The sequence below is a fragment of the Cupriavidus pauculus genome (assembly GCF_002858765.1).
GTDB classification, from domain to species: Bacteria; Pseudomonadota; Gammaproteobacteria; order Burkholderiales; family Burkholderiaceae; genus Cupriavidus; species Cupriavidus pauculus_B.
In genome coordinates this window covers 685,315-706,539 of sequence record NZ_PJRP01000002.1, presented here as the reverse complement: position 1 = coordinate 706,539, position 21,225 = coordinate 685,315, and the positions used below count along the sequence as shown (strand labels likewise).

The following is a 21,225-nucleotide window of genomic DNA, read 5'->3' as shown; positions in this document are numbered from 1 at the left end:
TGCCTTGTAAGGTGCGGCTCCGGCCGCACTGATTTTCTTTTTTCGCGCGTCTTATCGTCCGGACCAGAGACCCTTGCCGGCGGCGCGAACCACCTTCCCCGCCCCCGCGCACCCCCTGCCATGACGTTGCCTCATGCCGCCGTTCCCCCGATCAGCTGGCTGATCGCGCTGACGGTGTGCAACCACGTGGCGTTCAACGCCAGTCGTGTCGTCGTTTCCTTATTTGCCATCTCGCTCAAGGCGTCCACGGTCACGCTGGGCATCCTGATGTCGCTCTATGCGCTGTTGCCGATGTTCCTGGCGATTCGCGCCGGCAAGCGCATCGACGAAATCGGCCCGCGCCTGCCGATGACGGCCGGGTCGATGATGGTGGTGGCCGGTACCCTGCTGCCCGCGATCTGGCATGACATTGCGTCGCTGTACGCGGCGTGCGCGCTGATCGGCGTGGGCTTCATGCTGGTACAGGTGGCCATGCAACTGCTGATCGGGCAGGTGTCGACCAACGAGACCCGCCTGCGCAACTACACGTTGCATGCGCTGGGGCTGTCGATCTCGGGCACGCTCGGGCCCGTGGCCATGGGCTACACGATCGAACACGCGGGCTTTCGTACCGCGTTCTGCATCCTGGTGGGCGTGGCGCTGCTGGGCCAGGCCGGGCTGCAGTATGTGCGGCCGCGCCTACCGGCCACTGGCGGCAACGCCGGGCGCATGGCCATCGAAGACGGCTCGCGCCACTCGACGCTGGACCTGCTCCAGCATCCCGAACTGCGTGCCGTGTTCGTCGCCAGCGCGGTGCTGTCCGCCGCGTGGGACCTGCACGCGTTCCTGATCCCGATCCAGGGCACCCATATCGGCCTGTCGCCGTCGATGATCGGCTGGGTGCTCGGGGCATTCTCGATCGCCACACTGGCCATCCGCATTGCCATGCCGATGGTGTCGCGCCATTTCTCGGAATGGAAAATCATCCGGCTGGCGCTGCTGGTGGGCGCGCTGGCATACGTGGTCTATCCGTTCGTGTCGCACTTCTGGCTCATGTGCGCCCTGGCGTTCGTGCTGGGCCTGGCGCTGGGGAGTGCCCAGCCCAATGTCATGAACATCTTGCATACGGTCTCGCCTTCGGGCCGCGCCGGCGAGGCACTGGGGCTGCGTTCCGCCGTGCTCAATACCAGCCAGGTGGTGTGGCCGCTCACGTTCGGGGTGGTGGGTACCGCACTGGGCATGCTGCCGATCTTCCTGTCGATGGCGGGCGCAATGGGTATGGCCAACTACTACTCGCGGCGGCAGACGCGCAAGATCGCCGCGCCGAAACTGTCGGACTAGCAACTGGCGGACTCGTAAAACAGCGATGCCGCTTTGCCATGGCGCAAATGCGGTGAGCGGCGCATTCGCTATACTCGAATCATCCTCGTCCGCACGGTTCCCGTGCGGCCCGACTCTTCGATATGCGATATGACCCAACTCGCTGATCTGCGCCGCAACTACATGCTGAGCGCCCTTTCCGAAACCGACGTGGCAGGCAACCCGATCCGCCAGTTCCAGAACTGGTTCGACGAGGCCATGCAGGCCAAGCTGCCCGAACCCAACGCGATGACGCTGGCTACGGTGGGCGCCGATGGCCAGCCGTCGGCGCGCATCGTGCTGCTCAAGGGCATGGACGCCAACGGCTTCACGTTCTTCACCAACTACGAAAGCCGCAAGGGGCTGGATCTGGAAGCCAACCCGCGCGCGGCGCTGCTGTTCCACTGGGTGCAGCTCGAACGCCAGGTGCGCGTGGAAGGCATCGTCGAGAAGGTGGACGATGCCGAGAGCGACGCCTACTACGCGTCGCGCCCGCTTGGATCGCGCCTGGGCGCCTGGGCATCCGAACAGAGCCGCGAGGTGGCCGGTCGCGACGTGCTGGAGGCACGCGAAGCCGACTTCCGCAGCAAGTTCGGCGACAACCCACCCCGCCCGCCGCACTGGGGCGGCTACCGCCTGCGGCCGACGTGGATCGAGTTCTGGCAGGGTCGCCCGTCGCGCCTGCACGACCGCATCGCCTTCCGGCAGCAGGCCGACGGCACCTGGCAGATCGTCCGGCTGTCGCCCTGAGCCGGCACATCGTGGGGCGGCTCGCTGCACCGGGAGCCATCGCTGCATCGTCAATGTCTGCTTGTGCTGACAGCCACTGACTGCGGCGCCCCACACTGCACAATTCCGCGATTTGGATTAAAGTTGTTGGGATGCCGCACCGGCCATGCATCGGTGCGCCCCCAGGGCCAGTGCTGCGTTCCAACACGCAGTCTGCGCAGCCGACCACGGGGCATTTCATTCGAGAGGGATAATCAACCAATCGGGAGAAAGCCGCATGTTCTTCAAGCACGCAATTGACAAGCAGCTTGATAGCTGGATTTCCGACGTGCGCGAGCACGCCAACCTGCCTGTCAGGCTACGGCTGTGGAATGGCAGCGAGTACCAGCTTGGCCAGTTCGACAAACCCGAGGTCACGCTGACCGTACGCGAGGCCTCGGCGCTGCCGCTGCTACTCTCGCCAAGCCTGGACAACCTGGGCGAGGCATACGTCCAGGAAAAGATCGACCTCGATGGCCGCCTGGCCGACATCATCAAGATGGGCTATGGCCTGTCGGCAGCCGCCGCGCGCAGTGCGGGCGGCGCCCTGGCCAAGGTGGCGCAGCATTTCGCGCACAGCCGCGCCGAAGACAAGGCATCGATCCAGTATCACTACGATGTTTCCAATGCGTTCTACGCGCTCTGGCTCGATCCGCGCATGGTGTATTCGTGCGCGTATTTCGAGGAAGGCGTCGAAGACCTGGCCACGGCGCAACTCAAGAAGATCGATCACATCCTGACCAAGATCCACGTGCAGCCGGGCCAGACCCTGCTCGACATCGGCTGCGGCTGGGGCGCGCTGGTCATTCGCGCCGCGCAGAAGTTCGGCGCGCAGTGCGTGGGCATCACGCTGTCGCAGAACCAGTTCGACCTGGCCACCGAGCGCGTGAAGGCCGCCGGGCTGCAGGACCGCGTCGAGATCCGGCTGCAGGACTATCGCGATATCCAGGGCCAGTTTGACCGTATCACCAGCGTCGGCATGTTCGAGCACGTGGGCAAGGACAACCTGATCGGCTACTTCCAGCGCATCCACGACCTGCTCAAGGACGATGGCGTGGCAATCAACCACGGCATCACGGCCACCGACCCCGACAGCGGCGCGGTGCCGCTCGACGGCTCGGGCTTCATGGACCGCTACGTCTTCCCGCAGGGCGAGCTGCCGCACATCAGCATGGTGCTGAACACGATGGCCAAGGGCGGCCTGGAGGCGTTCGACGTGGAGTTGCTGCGCCGGCACTATGCCCAGACGCTTCGGCACTGGGGCGACAACTTCGAGACGAACGCCGACGCGATCCGGGCCATGGTGGGCGAGAAAAAGTACCGCATCTGGCGCGTCTACCTGGCCGGCTGCGAGCACGCGTTCACCAACAGCATCATGTCGCTGCACCAGGTGGTGTGTCAGAAGGCAAATCGCGCCGCCGACACGTTCCCGATCTCGCGGCGCTATATTTACGCCTCTCCGATTGGAAATGCCGTCTGACGTTTGACTGACAACCTCGACCTGTTCGGCGATGCCCCGGCATCGCCGGACGCCTCGCCCCGGCCCGCCGCGGCCGGCACCCCCGAAAATAAAAAGCCCGTTGGCAAGGTCGTCCAGCCCTGGACGCCCGATGCCGCGCTGACCGCGCTCGCCGGCCGGCTGCCGCCCAACCTGTATTTCGGCACCTCGTCGTGGTCATATCCGGGCTGGCACGGCATGGTCTACGACGGCCAGTACACGGAAAGCCTGCTATCCCGCAAGGGCCTGCGCGCCTGCGGCCAGCACCCGCTGCTGCATGCGGCAGGCATCGACCGCGGCTTCTACGGTCCGATTCCGCTAGCCGACTACCTGAACTACGCGTCACAGGTGCCGGAGGGCTTCCGCTTTCTGGTCAAGGCCCCGGCCAGCGTCTGCGATGCGTGGCTGCGCGGCCCCGACGGCACAGGGCGCCTGGCCAACGCGGCATTCCTGAACGCCGAAATTGCCATCCGCGATTTCATCGTGCCGGCCACGGGTGGGCTTGGCCTGCGCTGCGGGCCGCTGCTGTTCCAGTTGTCGCCACTGCAAAGCGTGGCCGATGACGGGCCGGCGTTCTTCGCGCGGCTCGACGCCTTCCTGGCCGCGCTGCCGCCGCTGGACCCCAGCCTGACCCCGTACGCGTGCTATGCCGTGGAGATGCGCGATCCGGCGCTGCTGACGCCGCGCTACATCCGCCTGCTGCGCGAGCGCGGCGTGCGCTTCTGCCTGGCTGCCCGTGACCGCCTGCCGCCGGTATCGCGCCAAGCCCAGGCGCAGGCGCTGATGGACGACGGCGCGCCCGGCCCGCTGGTGCTGCGCTGGATGCTGCGCGAGGGCCGCTCTTATGCGATGGCCGAAAAGGCCTACATGCCCTTTGACAAGCTCGTAGACCCCGACGATGCGACGCGCGACGCCATCGCCGACGTGGTGGCGAACACGTTGCGCACTGGCCAGCCCGCCTACGTCATCGTCAGCAACAATGCCGAAGGCTGCGCGCCGCTGAGCATCGCCCGGCTGGCCGCGGCCATTGCCGATCGGCTGGAAGACGCGACCCTGCCTGCCTAGCGACGCATGCGGTGCGAAAAGTCGCGCCGGAACTGCGCCAGCTTGGGCGTGATCACGAACGCGCAGTAGCCTTGCGCCGGGTGCTCCTGGTAGTAGTTCTGGTGGCTCATCTCGGCGCGCCAGTACGGCTGCTCCGGTTCAAGCTGCGTCACGATCGGCGCGTCGAACACCTTGTTGGCCACCAGTTCGCCCATCACATACTCGGCCACGGCGCGCTGGGCCTCGGAATGCGTGAAGATGATCGAGCGGTACTGCAGGCCCACATCGTTGCCCTGGCGATTAAGCTGGGTCGGATCATGGATCGAGAAGAAGATCTCCAGAATCTCGCGGAACGTGATCGTGGCAGGGTCGAAGGTCAGGCGCACCACCTCGGCGTGGCCCGTATCGCCCTCGCACACCTGGCGATAGGTGGGATGGTGGACATAGCCTCCGGTGTAGCCCGACTCCACGGCACGCACGCCATGCACCTGCTGGAACACCGCTTCCAGACACCAGAAACTCCCGCCACCGAGCGTGGCAATCTCAAGTTCGTGATCCATCTGCTCGCTCCCTTTCCCGCGTTCAGGGGGTTCCGACACCGCGCCGGCTCTAGCGGGCATCAAAATCCAGCATAAACAATGGCGCAGCGAACTGCCGTTAAAAATGAAACAAGTGCAATCGGGATGGCGTAAAGGCCGTGTCAGTGTCCCTCAAGGGCCACTCCGCGTGAAATGTCCGGAGTCCGCTACAATCGCACCTGTATTGGCGCCTGCAAGTCGTCCCGCAGCGCGCGTCTGGCAGGCCCGCGTCATGTGTGCGCCAGGCCACCGAAATTGCCGCCCCCCCGGATTAGGTTTGGCGTGTTGAATGCGCGCTGGCCATCCCGATATGAAGATCATGGATTTGTGTGGAGCCCGAGACATGGGCATTCCTGAGGTCGACGTCCCCGCTACCCGGGGCCGCAAGGCCGCCGCCCCCGATTTTGACAGCCGTCACTTCAAGCACGCGCTGTCGCAGTTCGCCACAGGTGTGACGGTGATCACCACGCGTGCCGCCGGCCACCCGCATGCCAACGGCGCGCCGTTCGTCGGCATCACGGCCAGTTCGTTCAATTCGGTATCGCTCGATCCGCCCCTGGTGCTGTGGAGCATGGCCACGCGCGCCAACAGCCTGCCGATGTTCCGCGATGGCTCGCACTACATCATCAACGTGCTTTCGGCCTCACAACTGGACCTGTGCCAGCGCTTTGCCACGCTCAAGGGCGACCGCTTTGCCGGCGTGGACTATCGGCTGTCGGAGACCGGGCTGCCTGTCCTGGCCAATGCCCTGGCCTGGTTCGAGTGCCACAACCGCAGCCGCTATGACGAAGGCGACCACGTGATCTTCGTTGGCGAAGTGGAACGCTGCGGCATTCTCGACGCCGGCGGCGAGCCGCTGGTGTTCCAGGGCGCGCAGTTTTCCACGCTGTGCCCACTCGATCCGCTTGAGCAGATCGAGGCGCGCGAACGCTAGGTCACGGGTTCGCGTCCTTGCTGTCCTTCAGGATCGCCAGCGGCGATCCGTCCGTCTTGATCCGCTGGAGCACGATGTTCGAGCGGATATCCATCACCCCGGGCGTGCGATATAGCCGATTTACGATGAAATCGGAGTAGTGCTTCAGGTTGCGCGCCTGCACCCGCAAGATGTAGTTGCTGTCGCCCGTGATCACATAGGCGGTCAGTACCTCGGGCCAGGTCTGCACGACAGCGTTGAACGTGTCGTGCCAGCCTTCCACGTCGTGCCGCATCGACACCTGCACGATGGCTTCGAGTTCCAGCCCCAGTTGCTCGGCGTCGAACCATGCCTTGTAGCCCCCAATCACCCCGTTTTCTTCCAGCAACCGCACGCGGCGCAAGCATGCGGATGGCGATAACGCCACACGGTCGGCCAGGTCCTGGTTGCTGATGCGGCCGTTCTCCTGCAGGGCGGTCAGGATGCGTAAATCAATCGGATCGAGGGTCATTTCGCAGAATCCACGTTTTCTTGCTTGATCCACACAATTTTATGCGAAAGATGACGCCTGTGACGGGCCATTTCGCAAGCCTCTTCTCGGCGCTTTTGACTATGATCCCCACACGCACCGCGTCTTCAGAAACGCGCCCAGGAGATTGCAAGTCACCATGCCGAACGCCCCCATGAACGCCCCCAGCGGCGCCGCGCGCCAGATCTGGGATATCACCCCGCCGGTGTCGAATGCCACGCCGGTCTGGCCCGGCGATACGCCGTTCCGGCACGAACCCGCCTGGCAACTGGACGAACACTGCCCGGTCAACGTTGGCCGCATCACGATGTCGCCGCACACCGGCGCCCATGCCGATGCGCCGCTGCACTACGCGGCCGATGGCGCGCCGATTGGCGATGTCCCGCTCGACGCCTACCTGGGCCCCTGCCGGGTGATCCACTGCATCGGCGCCGCGCCGTGCGTAGAGCCGCACCACATCGAATCGGCGCTGGCCGACGTGCCGCAGCGCGTGCTGCTGCGTACCTATGAACGCGTGCCGCAGGCCGCGTGGGATTCGGCGTTCTGCGCCGTCGCCCCCGAGACCATCGCGCTGCTGGCCCGCCACGGCGTGAAGCTGATCGGCATCGACACGCCGTCGCTGGACCCCGAAACCTCGAAGACGATGGACGCCCACCACGCCGTGCGCGACCACCGGCTGGCCATTCTCGAAGGCATCGTGCTGGACGACGTGCCGGCCGGCGACTACGAACTCATCGCGCTGCCGCTGCGCCTGGCCACGCTTGACGCAAGCCCGGTCCGCGCGGTGCTGCGTGCGCTCTGAATCCTCCCGAACCCTCTGAACACGGAAAGCATGACCAACCTGACACGTGAACGCTGCCAGGCGCTGGACCGGGACGACCCGCTCCGCGCGCTGCGCGAACAATTTGCCCTGCCTGCCGGCGTGATCTATCTCGACGGCAATTCGCTGGGCGCCCGCCCGCGCGCCGCCGCGGCGCGTGCCGCCGAGGTCGTGAGCAGCGAATGGGGCGATGGCCTGATCCGCAGCTGGAATACCGCCGGCTGGTTCGACCTGCCGGGCCGGCTGGGCAACCGCCTGGCGCCGCTGATCGGCGCGGGCCACGACGAGGTGGTGGTGACCGACACCACGTCGATCAACCTGTTCAAGGTGCTGGCCGCCGCGCTGCGCGTGCAGCAGCAACGCGACCCGTCGCGCCGCGTGATCGTGTCCGAGGCCAGCAATTTCCCGACCGATCTCTATATCGCCCAAGGTCTGGCCGACCTGCTGCAGCAAGGCTACGAAGTCCGCCTGGTGAACAGCCCCGAGGAGATCGACGCCGCCGTCGGCGCCGATACGGCCGTGCTGATGCTGACGCACGTCAACTACAAGACCGGCGAGATGCTCGACATGGCCGGCCTGACCGAACTCGCGCACGCCCGCGGCGTGCTGACCGTCTGGGACCTAGCGCATTCGGCCGGCGCCGTGCCCGTGGACCTGACCGCCGCGCGCGCAGACTACTCCATCGGCTGCACGTACAAGTACCTGAATGGCGGCCCGGGCTCGCCCGCCTTCGTCTGGGTGGCGCCCGCGCTGCGTGACCAGTTCTGGCAACCGCTGTCTGGCTGGTGGGGCCACGGCGCGCCGTTCGCGATGTCGCCGCAGTACGCCCCGGCCAAGGGCATCAGCCGCTTCCTGTGTGGCACGCAGCCGGTGACGTCGCTGGCCATGGTCGAATGCGGCCTGGACATCTTCGCGCAGACCAGCATGAGCGCGCTGCGCGCGAAGTCGCTCAAGCTGACCGACCTGTTTATCGAACTCGTCGAATCACGATGCGCGAAGCATCCGCTGACCCTGGTCACGCCGCGCGCGCATGGCAAGCGCGGCAGCCAGGTGAGCTTTGCGCACCCTGCCGGCTATGCGCTGGTGGCCGCGCTGATCGAACGCGGCGTGATCGGCGACTATCGGGAACCCGGCATTGCCCGCTTCGGCTTCACGCCGCTCTACACGAGCTTTACCGAAGTCTGGGATGCTGTGGAGATCATGCGCGACGTGCTGGACAGCGGCGCCTATCGCGACGCCCGCTTTGCGGTGCGGACGGCGGTGACCTGAGCGGAGCGCATCATGAGTGAATTCAAGGGATGCCCGATGGGGCACGGCAGCCAGCCGGCTGACGCGGCTGGCGAAGATAGCTGGCATGGCGCACAGATGGATTTCGCCCGCGACATGAGCTATGGCGACTACCTGGGTCTGGATCAGATCCTGAGCGCCCAGCATCCGCTGTCGCCGGACCACAACGAGATGCTATTCATCGTCCAGCACCAGACCACCGAGCTGTGGATGAAGCTGATGCTGCACGAACTGCGCGCCGCGCGCGACGGCGTGAAGAACGACCAGCTGCGGCCAGCGTTCAAGATGCTGGCGCGCGTGTCGCGCATCATGGATCAGCTGGTGCAGGCCTGGAACGTGCTGGCCACCATGACGCCGCCCGAGTACTCGGCCATGCGCCCTTACCTGGGCGCGTCGTCGGGATTCCAGTCGTACCAGTATCGCGAGATCGAGTTCATCCTCGGCAACAAGAACGCGGCCATGCTGCGGCCCCACGCGCACCGGACCGAGCATCTGGAACTGGTGGAAACGGCGCTGCATACGCCGTCGATGTACGACGAGGCGATCCGGCTGATGGCGCGGCGCGGGTTCCAGATCGACGCCGACGTGGTGGAGCGCGACTGGACCCAGCCGACGCAGTACAACGCGTCGGTGGAGGCGGCCTGGCTGGAGGTGTATCGCAACCCGTCGGCGCACTGGGAACTCTACGAACTAGGCGAGAAGTTCGTCGACCTGGAGGACGCTTTCCGCCAATGGCGATTCCGCCATGTGACCACCGTGGAGCGCGTGATCGGCTTCAAGCGCGGCACCGGCGGCACCGAAGGCGTCAGCTACCTGCGCCGGATGCTGGATGTGGTGCTGTTCCCGGAATTGTGGAAGCTGCGGACGGACCTGTAAGCGTCGCCCGGTTTACGCCCCTCTCCCACTCCGTGGCGATGCCCCCGGTCTGAACACCTGCAAGCGGGAGAGGGGCGCGAAAATTCCCCTACCGCCCCGCCGGATCCGACAGCCTGACCCCTAGCGCCTGCAGCGCGGGCGCCAGCTTTTCGTTGAACGTCTCCTCGCTGACGGCCCCGTACGACGCACTGCAGCTCAGCATGTGCAGATCCTTCTCCCCCACCGGCTTGAATGCCACCGCGCAGGCGTGAATGGCCGGGTGCCAGTCGCGGAACGACGCGGCATAGCCGTCGCGCTCCGCCTGCGCCAGCGCGGCACGCGTCGGTACCTCCTGCTGCTTCCATTGTTCAGGATACGCCTGGGCAAACTCGGCCAGCACCTTGTCACGGCGCGCCGACGGCAGCGCGGCCAGGTAGGCCCGGCCCATCGAACTCGACACCAGCGACAGGCGCGAACCCACGCCCAGACCCAGCATCACGCCGGCATCGTTCCGGATCGATTCCATGTAGATGACTTCCATGCGCTCGCGCTTGCCCAACGACACCGACACGCCATAGGACTGCGCGAAGGCCAGCATGTGCGGCCGCGCCAGCGCCACCACGTCGGACGCCGACAGGTACGAGAACCCCAGCGCCAGCACGCCGGCGTCGAGCGCGTACTTGCCCAGGCTGTCGTCGTAGCGCAGGTAGCCCAACTGGACCAGCGTGCCGGCCAGCCGGCTCACGGTTGCCTTCGGAAACCCGGTGCGGCGCACGAAATCCTGATTGCCGAGCATCGCCTCGCCGGTGCGGAAGCAGCGCAGCAGCTCCAGTCCGCGCGCCAGGGCCGTCACGAAATTGGGATCGCTCTCGCGTTCCTTCTGGACCGGCTCGACGGCCGTGGCAGTGGATGTGGCCAAGAGACAGCTCCTGTGGAAGTTGGTCGATTGCCGAACGCTAATCGCCAGGGGGCGGATTTCCCCTGTTGCAGCGCGAATCGGTTCAGCTATACTAGCTCATCGGAACAAGGTTCCGCAATGCGGAACCAAAACTTTTTGATCGACCGGATCGAATGAAGGCGGCACTGCCTTCACCGCGCCACCAAAGAAGGAGACCTCCATGGCTGCCAACGCCGAATTCCACTGGGCCGACCCGCTGCTGCTGGACCAGCAACTGACCGACGACGAGCGCATGATCCGCGACGCCTCCGCGGCCTATTGCCAGGACAAGCTCATGCCGCGCGTGCTGCAGTCGTTCCGCAACGAGAAGACCGACGTGGAGATCTTCCGCGAGATGGGCGAACTGGGCCTGCTGGGCCCGACCATCCCCGAACAGTACGGCGGCCCGGGCCTGAACTACGTCAGCTACGGCCTGATCGCGCGTGAGGTGGAGCGTGTGGATTCGGGCTATCGCTCGATGATGAGCGTGCAGTCGTCGCTGGTCATGGTGCCGATCTATGAATTCGGCAGCGAAGCGCAGAAGCAGAAGTACCTGCCCAAGCTGGCCACCGGCGAATGGATCGGCTGCTTCGGCCTGACCGAGCCGAACCACGGCTCGGACCCGGGCTCGATGGTCACGCGCGCCAAGAAGGTGGACGGCGGCTACGAGCTGAGCGGCGCCAAGATGTGGATCACGAACTCGCCGATCGCCGATGTCTTCGTCGTGTGGGCCAAGCTGGCCGGTGAAGACGGTAAGGAAGACATCCGCGGCTTCATCCTGGAAAAGGGCTGGAAGGGCCTGAGCGCACCGGCCATCCACGGCAAGGTGGGCCTGCGCACGTCGATCACCGGCGAAATCGTGCTGGACCAGGTCTTCGTGCCCGAAGAGAACCTCATGCCGGGCGTGAAGGGCCTGAAGGGTCCGTTCACCTGCCTGAATTCGGCCCGCTACGGCATCGCCTGGGGCGCCCTGGGTGCCGCCGAGTTCTGCTGGCACACCGCCCGCCAGTACACGCTGGACCGCAAGCAGTTCGGCCGCCCGTTGGCGCAGACGCAGCTGGTGCAGAAGAAGCTGGCCGACATGCAGACCGAAATCACGCTGGGCCTGCAAGGCTGCCTGCGCCTGGGCCGCATGAAGGACGAAGGCACCGCCGCGGTGGAAATCACCTCGATCATGAAGCGCAATTCGTGCGGCAAGTCTCTGGACATCGCCCGCGTGGCGCGCGACATGCTGGGCGGCAACGGCATTTCGGACGAATTCGGCGTGATCCGCCATGTGGTGAACCTGGAAGTGGTGAACACCTATGAAGGCACGCACGACATCCACGCGCTGATCCTGGGCCGCGCCCAGACCGGCCTGCAGGCGTTCTTCTGATCGTCCGGACGTAAAAAAGCCCGGCTGAAAAGCCGGGCAGAAGCACACTACCAAGGAGACGACGGGCACGACCCCGCCGTTTTACGACATCGGTAAAGCCGTACTGAGCCGGGCCGGGGACTACCCCCGTGCCCGGCTTTTTCTTACTTGTTCGGTTGCGGCGTCAGACGCAGGTACGGACGCACCGCCTTGTAGCCCTTCGGGAATTTCTGGCGGATCACCTCTTCGTCCTGCAGCGACGGCACGATGACCACGTCGTCGCCGTCCTGCCAGTTGCCCGGCGTGGCCACGCTGTGGTGGTCGGTCAGCTGCAGCGAGTCGATGACGCGCAGGATTTCGTTGAAATTTCTACCGGTGCTTGCAGGATAGGTAATGATCAGGCGCACCTTCTTCTTCGGATCGATCACGAACAGCGAACGCACGGTCAGCGTCTCATTCGCATTCGGGTGGATCATGTCGTAGAGCTCGGACACCTTGCGGTCGCTGTCGGCCAGGATCGGGAAATTGACCGAGGTCGACTGGGTGTCGTTGATGTCCTGAATCCAGCCCTTGTGCGACTCCACGCTGTCCACGGACAGGGCGATGGCCTTCACCTTGCGCTTGGCAAACTCTTCCTTCAGCTTGGCGGTCAGGCCCAGTTCGGTCGTGCAAACCGGGGTGTAGTCGGCCGGGTGCGAGAACAGGACACCCCAGCCTTCGCCCAGCCAGTCGTGAAAGCGGATGCGGCCCTCGCTCGATTCTTGCTCGAAGTCCGGTGCGATATCGCCAAGACGCAGTGCCATGAATGAAGTCTCCAGAGAAACGGAAAATAAACGAAAGTAATGAAAGGTAAAAACCGGTGAACCAGCTTAGTTGGATTGCCATCCAACCCAAACGAATATAAAGTCACTACAAAATCACTCGAAGTCATAAAGACCGGGGTGATCGGGCCATGGTTCCCTTGTAGCAACCCTGCCCGGGGCCGATGGCACGTTGGTGACAGCGATACGGCATTGTGTCGGCGAGCTTGAAACGATGGGCAGCCGCCACATATGCTAAGTGGACGACAAGAAATGCCACAAGCCCGAGCGGGCAAGGCAAAATGTCACCCACTTGAACCTAACCGCCCGCAACAGGAGAAACTGATGAGCGATGTCAAGACCGTTCTGTCCGACGCCGAAGAACTGCTTAAGCAAGCGGCCTCGACCACCGGCGAAAAAGCCGCCGAACTGCGCGAGCGCGGCATGGGCCTGCTGAAGCAGGCCAAGGAAAAGGCCCAGGATCTGCAAGATGCCGTCGTGACCAAGAGCAAGGCGGCCGCCCGTGCCACCGACGACTACGTGCACGACCACCCGTGGCGCGCCGTGGGCGTGGCAGCGGGCGTGGGCCTGCTGATCGGTCTGCTGCTGAACCGCAAGTAAGCCGTACTGCAGTACCTTAGCCATACGCATTACCAGCCCCGGCTGCGCATCTGCGCCGGGTGCATGCAGTCTTGAAGACGGACTGGCACGGCCCCATCCCGCCGCTGCCGGTCCATCCCTCGCAGATGCCGCCCATGCCGGCGCATCGATTTTTCGCCGGAGCCGCATGAGCGAATCCCATTCCCCCAAGTTCCTCGAATCCCTTCGCAACCTCGCCGGTTCGGTGGTGTCGATGCTGCAGACGCGCCTGGAGCTGGCCAGCGTGGAACTGGCCGAGGAACGCGAGCGGCTGATGAAGGTTGCGCTGCTGGCCTGCTTCGGGCTGGTGTTCTTCAGCATGGCGCTGATGACTTTCACGCTGCTGGTCGCCATCCTGTTCTGGGAAACCTATCGCTGGCAGGCCCTGGGCGCGATCGTGCTGTTCTACCTGATCTGCGCCGCGATTTGCCTGCTGGTGGCACGCAACAAGGTCCGCTCCGCCCCGCCGCTGTTTGAATCCACGCTGGCCGAGCTGGATAAAGACCGGGAGATGCTGCGCCAATGACCACGCCCGAAGACGATTCGATCGACAGCCGCCCGCGCCACGAGCATCCTCGTCCGGTCCGCTTTACGCGCGAAGTTCGCCTGCCGTTGGCCGTGCGCAAGGAGTTGCTGGTCACGCGCGCCGCGCTGGAACGCTACGACGCGGTGCAGGCGTTGCGCCAGGTCAAGGGCGGCGCCCGCCGCATGACCAATCTCGGCGCGTGGCTGCCACGCGTGACCCGCCCGTCGGGCTGGCTCAAGTTGTTCGGCATCACACGCGACTATCCGATGCTGAGCACGGCCATCACCCTTGCCCTGCCCCTGCTGCGCAAGACGCCGGTCGGCCGCGTGGCCTGGAAGGCGTCGAAGCTGGGCGTTCTGGCTGGGGCCGGGTACTGGGCGTACAAGACCTGGCGCGGCTCGCAGCCGCAGCCACACCCGCACCCGCACCGGGCCTCGGACGCGCGTGCGGTGGCGGTGCCCGTCGACACGGGTTTCCGCGACCCGCTGGTGCCTTCGCCGCCCCCGGCCACCTCCCCCAAACCCGATCAGGCGCCCTGATCAGCCAACCCGCACGCGATTGCGGCCCTCGCGCTTGGCCCGGTAACAGGCCAGGTCGGCCGCATCGAGCGCATCTTCGCGCTTCACCGTGCGTTCGTCGACCCGTACCAGGCCGATGCTGACGCCGATCGAGAATTCATGCTCGTGACAGCGGTACCGGTAGGCCGCGATGGCACTGCGCAGCCCTTCCGCCACGCGCTCGCCGTCGGTGGCGGCACAATATTCCAGCAACACCGCGAATTCGTCGCCCCCAAGCCGGGCCAGCGTGTCGCTGCGCCGAAGCTGATGGCGCATGACATCGGCAATCTGGCAGATCAGTTCGTCGCCCGCCGCGTGTCCGCAGGTGTCGTTGACGGCCTTGAACTGATCGAGATCGAGATACATCAGCGTGTGCGTGCAGCCTTCATGCTGGGCGCGCGTCACCGCCGCGCCCAGGCGCCGCTCGAATTCCAGACGGTTGACCAGGCCGGTCAGCGGGTCGTGGCTGGCCTCGTACGCCAGTTGCGCCGCGTGGGCACGCTCCAGGCTGACATCGTGCAGGACGACGACCATGCCGATCGCCTGTTCGCCCTTGTCCCGAATCAGCGCCACCGATGGCTTGACCGCCAGCGTGGCCCCCTGCGCTGCGGGCTCCCGGCGCTCCAGCAGCATCACCATCTGACCCGGCCAGGTGCCCGCCAGGGCGCGCGGCATCAGGTCGGCAACCGGCTCGCGCGTGGCTTCGTCGTGCAGCCGGCAGACCTGTTGCAGGAAACAGCCAGCGGCCTCGGCATCGGTCCAGCCGGTCATGGTTTCCGCCACGGGGTTCAGCGACTGGATGCGCCCCCAGACATCGGTGGTGATCACCGCATCGCCAATGGCCTGCAGCGTGACTTGCGCACGCTCCTTTTCGGCGAACAACTGCGCCTCGAAGCGCTTGCGGTCGGAAATATCGCTCAGCGAGCCGGCCATGCGCGTCGCCTTGCCAATGGCACTGCGCACCATGCGTCCTCTGGCCCTGACCCACAGATAGCCGCCGCCCTTGCGGCGCAGGCGCAACTCCACGTCGTAGGGCACGGCCTGACGTACATGCAACACCAAGCGCCGGTCGAATTCGGCCACGTCTGCCGGGTGCATCAGGGCCAGCAGTGTCTCGCGCGCTTGCGGTAGTTCCTGCGCGCCATAGCCCAGCATCTCGGCACAGCGCGGCGAAAAATACAGTTCGCCGCGATGCGGATGCCAGTCCCACAAGCCATCGGTACTGCCGGCCACGGCCAGTTGCAGGCGCTCCTCGCTGACCGTCAGGGCCTGCCGGAGCTGGCGCTGGCGGCTCATCACCCGGGTAGACATCCACGATGCGCAGCCGAGCAGCGCCACCGCCAGCCCGGCCGAACTCCAGATCAACAACTCGCGTACGCGCCGCGACGCCTTGCCCAGCGCGGCGGAGAAGGCTTCCTCCATGGGCGTCAGCAATGCGTCGATGTCGGCAATATCGCGCTGCAGCGGCATGACGCAGGCCGCGTCGCAGCCGTGCTCGGCCACGCGCTCGCGCAGGCGCCGCGCCATGACATCGAGCCGGGCGATTTCCACGTCGGCGGCAGCCCAGATCGCGATCGCCTCGTCGATCTCCGGGACCTGACGGAAATAGCGGAACAGCCGGATCATGCCGGGCACGTCGTCGGGATGATTGCCGCCGGTGAGCAGCCCCTGCACCGCGCGGGTACGGTCGTAGTCGGGTTTTTCGAGTTCGAGGCGCGCCTGATGATCGCCCTGCGGCACGGCGATGCCGGCCAGGTAGGCGTCGTATTCGGCTTCGTCGCGGCTTTCGGCGTAGCGCAGCAGATGGAGGACCGCCGCCTTCTGGCCCTTGGTCCAGAGGCTTTCGCCGGCAACGAAGCCGCGTGCGGCGGACAACACGTCCACGCTGGCGATGCAGAACAATGCCAACGCCAGAACTACCGGGACAAACGGCCAGACGACACGCAGTACGTGCTCATTGGCCGGCAGGCTACCGCCGCCACCAGCTTGCTGCATATGAGACTTCCCGCGCCAGGCCATGGGCCCGGCCCTGTCGATGAATGCACCATGGCCGGCCTGGGCGGCCAGCCTTGTCTGGTTGCATTGTCAATGAGGCGTTACGGGGTGTCTCTAACTCAGACTGGTTAATTGACGCCGGGAATATGCATCGGCCAACCGCCTAGCAGAACGACAAGCAACACGCCGTTCAACAGCGCGAGACCGGTGAGGATGAAGGCCAGGGTCGGCAGGGTCTTGAGCCAAGACAGCCCGGCGGAAGCCGAAGCAAATGCCGCATCCAGATAGCGCGCGGCCTGCTTGCGCACGACCAGCCAATAGAAGCCACCGCTGGCCGCCAGCACCACCACGATCCACGACAGCCAGGCCAGCCATCCGAACGGCGCCGGGGCATTGTTCGCCCTGCTAGCCGCGCGCGCGGATACCGGTGGCAGTGGCTGCAACGAATCGCGCAGCGACGTCGGCACCGACTCGAAGGTGGGGGCAGGCGGATGCAGATCCTCCGCGGCATCCACCGCCGCCATTTCCGCATCCCTGCCCGGCATGGCGCGAGGCGTCGGCAAAGCCGGCGGCGTTCGCCTGACCGCCCGGTTGTCGGCAATCGCTGGCGGTTTCGGTGTCGTCCAATCGCGCGTGGCGGGTCCCTGTGGCGCCCTGCGCCAATCCGCGAACAGCTGGTCGAGACACCGTACGGTCGTACATGCGTCGCGCGCCCTGCGCCAGGCGTCCAGATCACTCTTGCGCAACGTTCCGGCGTACCGCCTGCGTTGCTGGTCCGCGTAGATGCCCTCGTAGGTTTCGTGCAGCATCGCGTACTCGCAGATCAACTGCGAACCGCGCACATGCTGCCGGACCGGGTCCGCACAGAGCGTCCCGGCCGGGGCGGAAACATCACAACGTGGGCGATAGCTTTGCGGGCATGAGACATCGGAAGCCCACGTCAGATCGGCAACCCACAATGCCAGGACAACGAAGAAAGCCAGGTGGCCTGCAATCCGCTGCATAGTGTCTGCGCATTGGCCTTTCGGGAACCGGGAAATTCATTCTAGGCAGCGCCGCCGCACGCTGCCCGATCTGTTACGTGCGTTTGCGCATGGACCGAAGAGGTGGGCTGCCGGAGCGGGCAAGCATGGGCGAACAAATCGAGCAGGCAAAACGCAGGCAAAACAAAAGGGCCTGTGACTTTCGCCACAGGCCCTTCTGGGAATGCTGGTGGGTCGTGCGTGACTCGAACACGCGACCAACGGATTAAAAGTCCGCTGCTCTACCGACTGAGCTAACGACCCGGAAAAACTGAATCCGCGATTATAGGGAGCCCCCTATGGGGTGTCAAGTTTCGGGCATGCCGCGCGGACACTCAGGCCATACGCTCCAGACGCCACATCTGGTACTTGAACGCCAGGATCGCGCCGACGATGATGGTCGCGAACACGATGAACGAACCGATGGCCAGCGTCGACACGCCGGACAAGCCCTGGCCGATCGTGCAGCCCAGCGCGGTCACGCCGCCCGCGCCCATCAGGACGCCGCCCACCATATGGTTGGCCACGTCCTCGGCATTGCCGAATCCTTCCCATCGGAACGTGCGCGACACCAGCGCATAGGCACCCGCGCCAGCGATCACGCCGAAGACGCTGACAATGCCGATCGTCAGCACCTTGCTCTTGTCGCTGAACATCATCAGCCAGTCCAGCGTGTACGCGTACGGCGCCACAAAGCTCAGGCTTTCCATGCGGCCACTGTTGGTACCGATGAACAGTTCTTCCAGCGTATTCGGGTCTTCCGACACGTAGCCGAGGTGACCCGACACGTACCACATGCCGACGATGATCAGCCCAACGGCCAGGCCGCCCAGCAGGTTGTCGAAGGTCCGGAACCCATTGCCGACCAGCGCCCAGAGCACCAGCACCGCGCCGATCGCCACGCCCAGCACCAGTTGCAGCGTGCCACGTGCCATGCCGGTGGCCTGCGCCACCAGCGACGGCAGGTCCTGGGTCGACGGCAGCGCCACCACCACCGCATCCACGGTATTCACGCGCACCACGCCGAACAGCCCGCGCAGCGTCATGTACGCCGACAGGCCGAGAAACACGAACACCACCAGCGATTTCAGGTTGCCCGCGCCAATGCGCACCAGCGTCTTGCTGCCGCAGCCCGACGCCAGCACCATGCCGAAGCCAAACATCAGCCCGCCCACGGCCGCCGACAGCCAGCCGAGCCTGGCCGACGTGTAGATGGTCTTGGTCGGGTCGATCAGCCCCGCCCACGCCAGCACGCCGGTGCCGATCATCGCCACACCAATGGCCATGACCCACATGCGCATGCGGCTCCAGTCTCCGATGTTGACGATGTCGGAGATGGCGCCCATCGTGCAGAAGTGCGTGCGCTGCAGCACCGCGCCAAACAGAAAGGTCAGGACGAAGGTACTCAGCAGTACGGTGTGCGTCAGCGCGGGGATGTCGATATCGGGCATGTCGTGACTGGGGGTGGCTCGTGGATTTCTGATTTTTTCTCAGCGGAGGCGCTCGTTGGCGGCGCCTCTCGCCATGACCGGCCGCTTGTTCAGGCGCTCAAGCAGCCGGCTGGTAATGCGTGGGATCGGCTACGCCGGCCTGCTCGAAGCCCGCCTTGCGGATGCGGCAGGAATCGCAAACCCCGCAGGCGCGGCCTTCGTCGTCGGCCTTGTAGCACGACACGGTCAAGCCATAGTCCACGCCCAGCTTCACGCCGGCGCGGATGATCTCGGCCTTGGTCATGTCGATGATCGGGGCATGCACGCGGAAGCGATCGCCTTCGACACCGGCCTTGGTTGCCAGGTTGGCCAGCGTTTCATATGCCGAGACGTACTCGGGCCGGCAATCGGGGTAGCCGGAGTAGTCCACCGCATTGGCGCCAAAAAACAGGTCGCGGCCGCCGATGGCTTCGGCCCAGCCTAGCGCCAGCGACAGCATGATCGTGTTGCGCGCGGGCACGTAGGTCACCGGAATGCCCCCCGTGGCGCCGTCCACAGGCACGTCCATCGTATCGTCGGTCAGTGCCGAGCCGCCAAAGCGGCGCAGGTCCAGGTCGATGATCTCGTGGCGTTTGGCGCCGAGCGCGGAGGCCACCTTCTTCGCGGCATCCAGTTCGGACGAATGGCGCTGGCCGTAACGCATCGACAACGCATAGGTTTCAAAGCCGGCCGCATTGGCCATGGCGAGCACGGTGGCGGAGTCCAGGCCGCCGGAAAGCAGGACGATTGCACGTTTGGTCATGATGGGGTGCGCGCGGAACAAGCGCGCTGTCGAACACGCCTCGGTGGGCGAATCGCGTATTTTAGCGCGCTGACGTCCCGGGGAGGATCAGCCGGGGGTGATGGGCGGGATGAGCGGGAATGGGCCGAATCGCCGTCCGATGGGCGCGATGCCGCCATTGCACCGCCCAAAAAAGAAAAAACCCGCAAATTGCGGGCTCTCTCCTGGCTTTCGTACCTCTGTCGACAGACCCGGCCGGTCACTTCAGCGTCTTCAGCCTGTTGCTGGCGGCCTGGGCGCCTTCGGTGCCCGGATATTTCGACACCACCGTCTCCAGCGTCTTCTTGGCCGCTGCCTTCTGGCCCGATTCCATCTGGTTGTTGGCGATGGCGATCATGGCGTCCGGTACCTTCGCATGGGTCGGGAACTGTTGCACCATGTTCTGCAGCACGAAAGTCGAACCCTTGTAGTCACGCTGCGCGTAGAGCGAATTGCCGAGCCAGAACTGCGCCAGCGGCAAATACGGGCTTTGCGGATACTTCTTCGCAAACGCCGAGAAGGCGTTGCCCGCGCCCTTGAAATCGCCCGACTGGAACTGCTTCAGCGCCGCGTCGTACTCAGCCTTTTCGGTCGGCTGTGCAAGCCCTTCCTTGCCGTCCACGGTCACCTGTTGCGGCTCGAATTTCTTCAGGCGCGCATCCAGGTCCGCGTAATAATCCTTCTGCTGTTTCTGCAGCGTGTCCACCGTGTTTTGCAACACCTCGTTCTGACCGCGCAGCCGAGCCACTTCCTGACGCAGACCTTCCAGCTGGTTCTGCATGTCGAGCTGCTGGCGGCTGCTCTGGTCGATACGCTGCGATGCCGTTGCTTGGAAACCGTTGAACTGGTCCCGCAGTTGCAGCACCGCCTTGCGTGCCTCGTCGTCATCAAAGACGCCGGCGTGTGCGGCACTGGCTGCCGGCAGGCCGCCGGCGACAGCGACCAGCCACAGCAGGGTGGAAACGCGAGCTTTCATGAAGGATTATTCCGTGGATCAGTAGACGATGTCGGCGCGACGGTTTTCAGCCCACGAAGCTTCGTCGTGGCCGGTGGCCTTCGGCTTTTCCTTGCCCAGGCTCACAGCTTCCATCTGCGAATCGGGCACGCCCAGCGACGACATCGAGCGACGCACGGCCTCGGCACGCTTCTGGCCCAGGGCCAGGTTGTACTCGCTGGTACCGCGCTCGTCGGTGTTGCCCTGGATCAGGATCTTGCGGCCCTTGTTGCCACCCAGGTACTGGGCGTGCGTTTGCAGCGTGCTCTGGTATTCCGACTTGACCGAGTAGCTGTCGAAGTCGAAGTACACGCTACGCTTGGCCAGCGGGCTGTTCGGGTCGTTCAGCGGGTCGGCGGCAACCACCGGCGCCACGGCGCGCGGATCGGTCTGGGCGCCGCCCTGGTTGGCACCCGACTTCGATGCGTCGTCCAGCTTTACGCCGGAAGAGCAGGCGCCCAGGGCCAGCAGTGCGGCCAGGGCGAGCGATTTGGTCATCATTTGGGACATGGCGAGAGACT

At 65.1% G+C, this 21,225-nt stretch carries 22 protein-coding genes and 1 tRNA gene; 12 read left to right on the top strand and 11 right to left on the bottom strand.

What is annotated here, in order from left to right:
- Positions 1 to 120: 120 nt before the first annotated feature.
- The 4 genes from CYJ10_RS08105 to CYJ10_RS08090 all read left to right on the top strand — a co-directional run bounded on the left by CYJ10_RS08105 (position 121) and on the right by CYJ10_RS08090 (position 4,669).
- The gene (locus CYJ10_RS08105; protein ID WP_101680971.1) at positions 121 to 1,320 is read left to right on the top strand and encodes an MFS transporter; all 1,200 of its coding nucleotides are present in this window, start codon (positions 121 to 123) and stop codon (positions 1,318 to 1,320) included.
- 129 nt (positions 1,321 to 1,449) lie between these two features.
- The gene (gene pdxH / locus CYJ10_RS08100) at positions 1,450 to 2,088 is read left to right on the top strand and encodes a pyridoxamine 5'-phosphate oxidase (RefSeq protein WP_101680970.1); all 639 of its coding nucleotides are present in this window, start codon (positions 1,450 to 1,452) and stop codon (positions 2,086 to 2,088) included.
- 256 nt (positions 2,089 to 2,344) lie between these two features.
- Positions 2,345 to 3,586 carry an SAM-dependent methyltransferase gene (locus CYJ10_RS08095; RefSeq protein WP_101680969.1) on the top strand — a complete coding sequence of 414 codons (1,242 nt, stop codon included), beginning with the start codon at positions 2,345 to 2,347 and terminating at the stop codon, positions 3,584 to 3,586.
- 3 nt (positions 3,587 to 3,589) lie between these two features.
- Positions 3,590 to 4,669 carry a DUF72 domain-containing protein gene (locus CYJ10_RS08090; RefSeq protein WP_101680968.1) on the top strand — a complete coding sequence of 360 codons (1,080 nt, stop codon included), beginning with the start codon at positions 3,590 to 3,592 and terminating at the stop codon, positions 4,667 to 4,669.
- Here CYJ10_RS08090 and msrA read toward each other — a convergent pair.
- Positions 4,666 to 5,208, bottom strand: a complete 543-nt coding sequence (gene msrA / locus CYJ10_RS08085; RefSeq protein WP_101680967.1) for a peptide-methionine (S)-S-oxide reductase MsrA — start codon at positions 5,206 to 5,208, stop codon at positions 4,666 to 4,668. The genes CYJ10_RS08090 and msrA overlap by 4 nt on opposite strands.
- 361 nt (positions 5,209 to 5,569) lie before the next feature.
- Here msrA and CYJ10_RS08080 point away from each other — a divergent pair, with 361 nt between their 5' ends.
- Positions 5,570 to 6,160: a flavin reductase family protein gene (locus CYJ10_RS08080; protein WP_180862858.1), complete on the top strand. Its 591-nt coding sequence runs from the start codon at positions 5,570 to 5,572 to the stop codon at positions 6,158 to 6,160.
- A 1-nt stretch (position 6,161) separates the two neighbouring features.
- Here CYJ10_RS08080 and CYJ10_RS08075 read toward each other — a convergent pair whose 3' ends face one another.
- Positions 6,162 to 6,650, bottom strand: a complete 489-nt coding sequence (locus tag CYJ10_RS08075; RefSeq protein WP_101680965.1) for an Lrp/AsnC family transcriptional regulator — start codon at positions 6,648 to 6,650, stop codon at positions 6,162 to 6,164.
- A gap of 157 nt (positions 6,651 to 6,807) precedes the next feature.
- Here CYJ10_RS08075 and kynB point away from each other — a divergent pair, with 157 nt between their 5' ends.
- The 3 genes from kynB to kynA are packed head-to-tail and all read left to right on the top strand — an operon-like array spanning position 6,808 to position 9,651.
- A complete protein-coding gene (kynB, locus tag CYJ10_RS08070; protein ID WP_374703237.1) occupies positions 6,808 to 7,470 on the top strand; it encodes an arylformamidase in 663 nt (220 codons plus the stop codon).
- Positions 7,471 to 7,500: 30 nt separating this feature from the next.
- Positions 7,501 to 8,757 (top strand): kynureninase, encoded by a 1,257-nt coding sequence (gene kynU, locus CYJ10_RS08065; protein WP_101680963.1) that lies wholly within the window; start codon positions 7,501 to 7,503, stop codon positions 8,755 to 8,757.
- 12 nt (positions 8,758 to 8,769) lie between these two features.
- Positions 8,770 to 9,651, top strand: a complete 882-nt coding sequence (kynA, locus tag CYJ10_RS08060; protein WP_101680962.1) for a tryptophan 2,3-dioxygenase — start codon at positions 8,770 to 8,772, stop codon at positions 9,649 to 9,651.
- A gap of 88 nt (positions 9,652 to 9,739) precedes the next feature.
- Here kynA and CYJ10_RS08055 read toward each other — a convergent pair whose 3' ends face one another.
- A complete protein-coding gene (locus tag CYJ10_RS08055; protein WP_101680961.1) occupies positions 9,740 to 10,549 on the bottom strand; it encodes an IclR family transcriptional regulator in 810 nt (269 codons plus the stop codon).
- 199 nt (positions 10,550 to 10,748) lie between these two features.
- Here CYJ10_RS08055 and CYJ10_RS08050 point away from each other — a divergent pair, with 199 nt between their 5' ends.
- Complete coding sequence (locus CYJ10_RS08050) at positions 10,749 to 11,942, top strand: acyl-CoA dehydrogenase (protein WP_101680960.1); 1,194 nt, start codon at positions 10,749 to 10,751, stop codon at positions 11,940 to 11,942.
- Positions 11,943 to 12,085: 143 nt separating this feature from the next.
- Here the strand turns inward: CYJ10_RS08050 and CYJ10_RS08045 are convergent, their stop codons facing one another.
- Complete coding sequence (locus tag CYJ10_RS08045) at positions 12,086 to 12,724, bottom strand: peroxiredoxin (RefSeq protein WP_101680959.1); 639 nt, start codon at positions 12,722 to 12,724, stop codon at positions 12,086 to 12,088.
- Positions 12,725 to 12,994: 270 nt separating this feature from the next.
- Here CYJ10_RS08045 and CYJ10_RS08040 point away from each other — a divergent pair, with 270 nt between their 5' ends.
- From CYJ10_RS08040 to CYJ10_RS08030, 3 genes are all read left to right on the top strand, one after another.
- Positions 12,995 to 13,342: a DUF883 family protein gene (locus tag CYJ10_RS08040; RefSeq protein ID WP_307188098.1), complete on the top strand. Its 348-nt coding sequence runs from the start codon at positions 12,995 to 12,997 to the stop codon at positions 13,340 to 13,342.
- 166 nt (positions 13,343 to 13,508) lie between these two features.
- A complete protein-coding gene (locus CYJ10_RS08035; protein WP_101680958.1) occupies positions 13,509 to 13,886 on the top strand; it encodes a phage holin family protein in 378 nt (125 codons plus the stop codon).
- Positions 13,883 to 14,425 (top strand): DUF3318 domain-containing protein, encoded by a 543-nt coding sequence (locus CYJ10_RS08030; RefSeq protein ID WP_101680957.1) that lies wholly within the window; start codon positions 13,883 to 13,885, stop codon positions 14,423 to 14,425. The genes CYJ10_RS08035 and CYJ10_RS08030 overlap by 4 nt, the downstream gene beginning before the upstream one ends.
- On the opposite strand, the gene CYJ10_RS35075 is transcribed toward CYJ10_RS08030, so the two are convergent.
- From CYJ10_RS35075 to pal, 7 genes are all read right to left on the bottom strand, one after another.
- The gene (locus CYJ10_RS35075) at positions 14,426 to 16,438 is read right to left on the bottom strand and encodes a diguanylate cyclase domain-containing protein (RefSeq protein ID WP_180862857.1); all 2,013 of its coding nucleotides are present in this window, start codon (positions 16,436 to 16,438) and stop codon (positions 14,426 to 14,428) included.
- Between the two features lie 128 nt (positions 16,439 to 16,566).
- Entirely contained in the window at positions 16,567 to 17,442 is an 876-nt protein-coding gene (locus CYJ10_RS33640; RefSeq protein WP_146001997.1) for a hypothetical protein, read from the bottom strand.
- A gap of 206 nt (positions 17,443 to 17,648) precedes the next feature.
- Positions 17,649 to 17,724, bottom strand: a tRNA-Lys gene (locus tag CYJ10_RS08015).
- A gap of 71 nt (positions 17,725 to 17,795) precedes the next feature.
- A complete protein-coding gene (locus tag CYJ10_RS08010) occupies positions 17,796 to 18,911 on the bottom strand; it encodes a YeeE/YedE family protein (RefSeq protein WP_101680954.1) in 1,116 nt (371 codons plus the stop codon).
- Positions 18,912 to 19,008: 97 nt separating this feature from the next.
- Positions 19,009 to 19,692: a 7-cyano-7-deazaguanine synthase QueC gene (gene queC, locus CYJ10_RS08005; RefSeq protein ID WP_101681072.1), complete on the bottom strand. Its 684-nt coding sequence runs from the start codon at positions 19,690 to 19,692 to the stop codon at positions 19,009 to 19,011.
- Positions 19,693 to 19,930: 238 nt separating this feature from the next.
- Complete coding sequence (gene ybgF / locus CYJ10_RS08000) at positions 19,931 to 20,686, bottom strand: tol-pal system protein YbgF (protein ID WP_101680953.1); 756 nt, start codon at positions 20,684 to 20,686, stop codon at positions 19,931 to 19,933.
- Positions 20,687 to 20,704: 18 nt separating this feature from the next.
- On the bottom strand, positions 20,705 to 21,214 hold the full coding sequence (pal, locus tag CYJ10_RS07995) for a peptidoglycan-associated lipoprotein Pal (protein ID WP_180862856.1): 510 nt from the start codon (positions 21,212 to 21,214) through the stop codon (positions 20,705 to 20,707).
- Positions 21,215 to 21,225: the final 11 nt, after the last annotated feature.

What these genes read in the sequence shown, in the direction of transcription:
- CYJ10_RS08080 (WP_180862858.1), top strand. Translation starts at nt 5,570, where the DNA reads ATGGGCATTCCTGAGGTCGACGTCCCCGCTACCCGGGGCCGCAAGGCC.
- CYJ10_RS08095 (WP_101680969.1), top strand. Translation starts at nt 2,345, where the DNA reads ATGTTCTTCAAGCACGCAATTGACAAGCAGCTTGATAGCTGGATTTCC.
- msrA (WP_101680967.1), bottom strand. Translation starts at nt 5,208, where the DNA reads ATGGATCACGAACTTGAGATTGCCACGCTCGGTGGCGGGAGTTTCTGG.
- CYJ10_RS08050 (WP_101680960.1), top strand. Translation starts at nt 10,749, where the DNA reads ATGGCTGCCAACGCCGAATTCCACTGGGCCGACCCGCTGCTGCTGGAC.
- CYJ10_RS08035 (WP_101680958.1), top strand. Translation starts at nt 13,509, where the DNA reads ATGAGCGAATCCCATTCCCCCAAGTTCCTCGAATCCCTTCGCAACCTC.
- CYJ10_RS08040 (WP_307188098.1), top strand. Translation starts at nt 12,995, where the DNA reads ATGCCACAAGCCCGAGCGGGCAAGGCAAAATGTCACCCACTTGAACCT.
- ybgF (WP_101680953.1), bottom strand. Translation starts at nt 20,686, where the DNA reads ATGAAAGCTCGCGTTTCCACCCTGCTGTGGCTGGTCGCTGTCGCCGGC.
- CYJ10_RS35075 (WP_180862857.1), bottom strand. Translation starts at nt 16,438, where the DNA reads ATGCAGCAAGCTGGTGGCGGCGGTAGCCTGCCGGCCAATGAGCACGTA.
- kynU (WP_101680963.1), top strand. Translation starts at nt 7,501, where the DNA reads ATGACCAACCTGACACGTGAACGCTGCCAGGCGCTGGACCGGGACGAC.
- pdxH (WP_101680970.1), top strand. Translation starts at nt 1,450, where the DNA reads ATGACCCAACTCGCTGATCTGCGCCGCAACTACATGCTGAGCGCCCTT.
- kynA (WP_101680962.1), top strand. Translation starts at nt 8,770, where the DNA reads ATGAGTGAATTCAAGGGATGCCCGATGGGGCACGGCAGCCAGCCGGCT.
- pal (WP_180862856.1), bottom strand. Translation starts at nt 21,214, where the DNA reads ATGTCCCAAATGATGACCAAATCGCTCGCCCTGGCCGCACTGCTGGCC.
- CYJ10_RS08105 (WP_101680971.1), top strand. Translation starts at nt 121, where the DNA reads ATGACGTTGCCTCATGCCGCCGTTCCCCCGATCAGCTGGCTGATCGCG.
- CYJ10_RS33640 (WP_146001997.1), bottom strand. Translation starts at nt 17,442, where the DNA reads ATGCAGCGGATTGCAGGCCACCTGGCTTTCTTCGTTGTCCTGGCATTG.
- queC (WP_101681072.1), bottom strand. Translation starts at nt 19,692, where the DNA reads ATGACCAAACGTGCAATCGTCCTGCTTTCCGGCGGCCTGGACTCCGCC.
- kynB (WP_374703237.1), top strand. Translation starts at nt 6,808, where the DNA reads ATGCCGAACGCCCCCATGAACGCCCCCAGCGGCGCCGCGCGCCAGATC.
- CYJ10_RS08075 (WP_101680965.1), bottom strand. Translation starts at nt 6,650, where the DNA reads ATGACCCTCGATCCGATTGATTTACGCATCCTGACCGCCCTGCAGGAG.
- CYJ10_RS08010 (WP_101680954.1), bottom strand. Translation starts at nt 18,911, where the DNA reads ATGCCCGATATCGACATCCCCGCGCTGACGCACACCGTACTGCTGAGT.
- CYJ10_RS08045 (WP_101680959.1), bottom strand. Translation starts at nt 12,724, where the DNA reads ATGGCACTGCGTCTTGGCGATATCGCACCGGACTTCGAGCAAGAATCG.
- CYJ10_RS08030 (WP_101680957.1), top strand. Translation starts at nt 13,883, where the DNA reads ATGACCACGCCCGAAGACGATTCGATCGACAGCCGCCCGCGCCACGAG.